At 73.1% G+C, this 4867-nt stretch carries 4 protein-coding genes; 3 read left to right on the top strand and 1 reads right to left on the bottom strand.

Features of this window, described 5'->3' with window-relative positions; genetic code table 11:
- Window positions 1–704: hydroxyacid dehydrogenase (locus tag CCN72_RS31415; protein ID WP_143664260.1), on the top strand; the 704-nt coding region annotated here is incomplete at its 5' end.
- Between the two features lie 68 nt (window positions 705–772).
- On the top strand, window positions 773–2614 hold the full coding sequence (locus CCN72_RS31410) for a DUF2264 domain-containing protein (RefSeq protein WP_086811509.1): 1842 nt from the start codon (window positions 773–775) through the stop codon (window positions 2612–2614).
- Window positions 2615–2653: 39 nt separating this feature from the next.
- Here CCN72_RS31410 and ku read toward each other — a convergent pair whose 3' ends face one another.
- Complete coding sequence (gene ku / locus CCN72_RS31405; RefSeq protein WP_167408735.1) at window positions 2654–3703, bottom strand: non-homologous end joining protein Ku; 1050 nt, start codon at window positions 3701–3703, stop codon at window positions 2654–2656.
- A 53-nt stretch (window positions 3704–3756) separates the two neighbouring features.
- Here ku and ligD point away from each other — a divergent pair, with 53 nt between their 5' ends.
- Window positions 3757–4653, top strand: coding sequence for a non-homologous end-joining DNA ligase (gene ligD, locus CCN72_RS31400; RefSeq protein ID WP_086811505.1), 897 nt, complete (start codon window positions 3757–3759; stop codon window positions 4651–4653).
- Window positions 4654–4867 lie beyond the last annotated feature (214 nt).

The raw sequence follows: 4867 nt of genomic DNA, 5'->3' as shown, positions 1-4867 counted from the left end.
TCTCCTCGGCCGCCGACGCCAACGCGCTGCCGGTGGCGGAGTACGCGCTGGCGATGATCCTGCTCGCCAACAAGCGGGCGCTGGCCATGCGCGACCGGTACCGGGCCGTGCGCGGTCAGGTGTCCTGGCAGCACGAGTACCGCGACGCGGGCAACTACCGGCGCAGCGTCGGCATCGTCGGTGCCTCCCGCACCGGGCGCCGGGTCATCGCGCTGCTCGCTCCCTATGACGTGGAACTCCTTGTGTACGACCCGTACTTGGACGCGGCTCAGGCCCGTGCGCTCGGTGTGGAGCGGGTCGGCCTGGACGAGCTGTGCGCCCGCTGCGACGTGGTCTCGCTGCACGCGCCCGCGCTGCCCGAGACCCGGCACCTGATCGACGAGCGCCGGCTGAAGCTGATGCCGGACGGCGCCACGCTGGTCAACACCGCGCGCGGGGCGCTGGTGGACACGGGCGCGCTGACCCGCGAGCTGACCAGCGGCCGGCTGAACGCCGTACTGGATGTGACCGAACCGGAGGTCCTGCCGCCCGACTCCCCGCTGTACGACCTGGACAACGTGGTGCTCACCCCGCACATCGCCGGTTCGCTCGGCGGTGAGCTGCACCGGATGGCGGACTCGGCGCTTGACGAGCTGGAACGCCTTGCGCACGGGCGGCCGTTCGCGCATCCGGTCGTCCGTGAGCAGTTCGAGCGCTCGGCCTGAGGGGCGCCCGCGGGGGAAGACTGGCCCGGCCGTCACCGCGGCCACCGGCCCGACCCGAACGAGGAGCCATGACCCGCAACCGCCCGCACCCGTTCTCCGGCAATCCCCTGCACAGCCGCGCCGACTGGCAGCGCGCGCTGCTCGCCCTGTGCGCCCCGCTCACCGACGCCTACTCCGACGACACGGCCCTGGCCGCGCCCGGCACCGCGTACGAACCCCGGGTCGCCCGGCTGGAGGCGACCGTACGACCGCTGTGGGGGCTGGCCCCGTTCGCCGCGGGCGGCGGGCGGTACGGCGGCTGGGAGCGCATCCGCCGGGCCGTCGCCGCCGGAACCGACTCCGAGCACCCGGAGTACTGGGGTGAGCCCGGCGCGATGGACCAACGGCTGGTCGAGGCGTCCGTGCTCGGCTGCGCACTGGCCCTGGCGCCCGGGGAGCTGTGGGAGCCGCTCGCCGAGGAGGAGCGGACGCGGCTCGCCGACTGGCTGCGCCGGGCCGCGCGGGCCGAACGCGTCCCCGACAACAACTGGCATCTGTTCCCGGTGATGGTGGAGCTGGGCCTGACGGCGGTCGGGGAGCGGCCCGAACCGGGGCTCACCGAGCGGGCGCTCGCACGGATCGAGGACTTCTACCGGGGCGGCGGCTGGTACTCGGACGGCCCGGAGGGCAAACCCCTTGACTACTACGGCCCTTGGGCTCTGCACCTGTACTCGCTGCTGTACACGACGCTCGCGCCGGACGCCGATCCGGCGGTCGTGGCGCGGGTGCGGGAGCGGGCCGCGCTGTTCGCCGGGGAGTTCCGGCACTGGTTCGCGGCCGACGGCGCGGCGCTGCCCTTCGGCCGCAGTCTGACGTACCGGTTCGCACAGTGCGCGTTCTGGGGCGCGCTCGCCCACGCGGGCGTCGAGGCGCTGCCCTGGGGGGTACTGCGCGGGCTGTGGGCCCGGAATCTGCGCTGGTGGGCACGGCGGCCGATGTTCGCCGCCGACGGCACGCTGTCGGTCGGCTACGCCTACCCGAATCTGTTCATGAGCGAGCAGTACAACGCGGCGGGCTCCCCGTACTGGGCGTTCAAGGCGTTCCTGCCGCTCGCCCTGCCCGCCGGGCACCCGTTCTGGACCGCCGAGGAGGAGCCGCTGCCCGCCACGGACGCGGTGCGTCCGCAGCCGCAGGCGGGTCTGCTCGTGCAGCACGGCGGCGGGCACACGACGGCGCTGGCGGCCTGCGACGCGGACACCTGGGTGCGCAACGCGCCCGGGAAGTACGGCAGGTTCGCGTACTCCACGGCCTTCGGCTGCTCCGTGTCCACCGGGCCGCTCGGCGCGGCGGCCGCCGCCCCCGACAGCGCCCTGCTGCTCAGCGAGGACGGTCAGTACTGGCGCTCCCGGATCGCCTGCGCGGCCCGCTCCGTGACCGCCGACCGGGTGCGGGCCCGCTGGCACCCCTGGCCCGATGTCACCGTCGACACCTGGCTGCTGCCCGCCGGACCCGGCCGGCACGTCCGGGTCCACCGCCTGGTCACGCCCCGCCCGCTGCACACGGTCGAGGGCGGCTTCGCGGTCCCCCTGGAGGGCGCCGTCACCCGGGCGGAGGGCCGTGGGGCGCGGGCCGAGTGCGGCGGACTCGCCAGTACCGTGGCGGATCTCATCGGGACGCGCACGGGCGAGATCATGCTTCCCGACCCCAACAGCCACCTCCTGTGGCCCCGTACGGCACTGCCCGTGCTGCGGGGGAAACTGCCGCCGGGCGAACACTGGTTGGCCACCGATGTGCTCGCCACCGCCGACGGGAGCACCCCCGGGACCGAGCCGCCCGACTGGCGCGCCCTGCCCGGTCTCCCCCGCGCCTTGCCCGCTCTGCCCCGCGCCCTGCGCGAGGCGCTTCCCGGGCCGGAGGGACCCACCCCGTGAACCGCCCGATCCGCGGTAGGGCCGGGCGGCGGGAGCCGGTCAGGCCGAGCGTTTCCGCGCGGCCGTCTTCCTCGCCGCCGTCTTCTTCCCCGTGCCCGAACTCCCCGTGCCCGACTTCGCCGTACTCGTCTTCGCCGTGCTCGATCGCGCGGTGCTCTTCTTCGCCGACTCGGCCGACTTCGAGGTGGACTTCCTGGCCGGGGTCTTCTTGGCGGTGGTCTTCCGCGCCGTGGAGGTGGACTTCTTGGTGCCCGTCTCCTTGGGGGTGGAGCGGCGGTCCGGCAGGGATCTGACCTCGGCCTCGCCGGTGGGTTCGCGGGATTCGCGGGCGGCGCGGACGCTGTTCTCCAGGGCGGCCATCAGATCGAGGACCTTGCCGCCCTTCGCTGGTTCCGGGGCCTGCGGGGGTGTCTCGCCCGCGGCCTTGGCGGCGATGACCTCCTCCAGCGCCTCCCGGTACTCGTCGTGCAGATCCGCCATCTCCACCTCGCCGAGCGTGTCCATCAGCGCGTCCGCGAGATCGAGTTCCTTGTCCCGGATCTTGACGTCCACGTCCGGGGCGACCCCCTCGGGGGCCCGTACCTCGTCCGGCCAGAGCAGGGCGTGCATGGCGATCGCGTCGCCGACCACCCGCAGCATCCCGAGCCGCTCCCGGCCGCGCAGCGCGAACTTGGCGATGGCGACCTTGTTGCTGCGCTTGAGGGCCTCGCGAAGAAGGGTGTACGGCTTGGCGGCGGGGGCTCCGCTCGCGGCGAGGTAGTACGCCGAGCCCATCTGGAGCGGATCGATCTTGTCGGCCGGTACGAAGGCGACGATCTCGATGGTCCGGGCCGTCGGGATCGGCAGATGGGACAGGTCCTCGTCGGTGATCGGGACGATGGTGCCGTCCGCGTCCTCGTACGCCTTGCCGATCTCGGACTGGCTGACCTCGCGGTCCTCCACCTCGCACACCTTGCGGTAGCGGATGCGGCCGTTGTCCTCGGTGTGGATCTGGCGGAAGGAGATCGCATGGCTCTCGGTCGCGTTGACCAGCTTGATCGGGATGCTGACCAGCCCGAAGGAGATGGCGCCGTTCCATATCGATCGCACGTGCCGCACCCGTCCTTTCCCATGGAGACCGGTTTGTCTGGGATTGTCATCCTATGACGCCCATCACAGAGGTGGCGGGGCGGCGGGTCCCGCTGACCAACCTGGAGAAGGTGCTGTATCCGGCGACCGGCTTCACCAAGGCGGAGCTGGTGCACTACTACGCGACCACCGCCGACGCGCTGCTCCCGCATCTGCGCGACCGCGCGGTGTCCTTCCTGCGCTACCCCGACGGCCCCGAGGGCCAGGTGTTCTTCACCAAGAACGTGCCGCCCGGTACGCCCGAGTGGGTCACGACCGCCGAGGTGCCGAGGTCCTCGGCGGAGGGCCCGGCCCGGATGGTCGTCGTACAGGATCTGCCGAGCCTGGTGTGGGCGGCGAACCTGGTCACCGAGTTTCACACCCACCAGTGGCTGGTGGGCTCGCCGGACGAGGCCGACCGGCTGGTGTTCGACCTCGATCCCGGGGCGCCGGCGACCCTCGTGCAGTGCTGCGAGGTCGCCCTGTGGCTGCGCGAGCGGCTCGCCGCGGACGGGATCGAGGCGTACCCGAAGACGGCCGGGTCCAAGGGGCTGCATCTGCTGGCGGCGGTCTCCGGCGCCTCCCCGGAGCGGACGAGCGAGTACGCCAAGGCGCTCGCGGTGGCGGCGGAGCGCGCGCTGCCCCGGCTGGTGGTGCACCGGATGACCAGGAGCCTGCGGCCCGGGAAGGTGTTCGTGGACTGGAGCCAGAACGCGGCCCGAAAGACCACCGCCACCCCCTACACCCTGCGCGCCCGCCGCACCCCCCTGGTCTCCGCGCCCGTGACCTGGGACGAGGTCGCCGACTGCCGTTCACCGGGGCGGCTGGAGTTCCGGGCCGAGGACATCGCGCCCCGCCTGCGGGAGCACGGCGACCTGATGGCACCCCTGCTGGACCGGCACCGGGCGGCCCCCCTCCCCGAAGCCCCCTAGGGCCTGTCTGACAATTCCCGTCGTCGCCCGGAGGGCGGCCGCGCGGCGTCAGGTGCGTGCTCTCGGGGTGCCGGGCGTAGGCCCTCGTACTGGACGTACTTGGGTCTGCGCCCGGTGCCGCGAGAGTGCGTGCATGGCGTCGCGCGGCAGACGGGAATTGTCAGACAGGCCCTAGGGCCTCTCGGACAGTCCCTGGCCCCGCCTCCCGCTCCTC

This window comes from Streptomyces murinus (assembly GCF_002154555.1).
GTDB lineage: Bacteria > Actinomycetota > Actinomycetes > Streptomycetales > Streptomycetaceae > Streptomyces > Streptomyces murinus.
This window is presented reverse-complemented; position numbering and strand designations above follow the sequence as displayed.

Bases quoted from the DNA above. Each gene is read 5' to 3' on its own strand.
- CCN72_RS31410 (WP_086811509.1), top strand. From the start codon at position 773: ATGACCCGCAACCGCCCGCACCCGTTCTCCGGCAATCCCCTGCACAGC.
- ligD (WP_086811505.1), top strand. From the start codon at position 3,757: ATGACGCCCATCACAGAGGTGGCGGGGCGGCGGGTCCCGCTGACCAAC.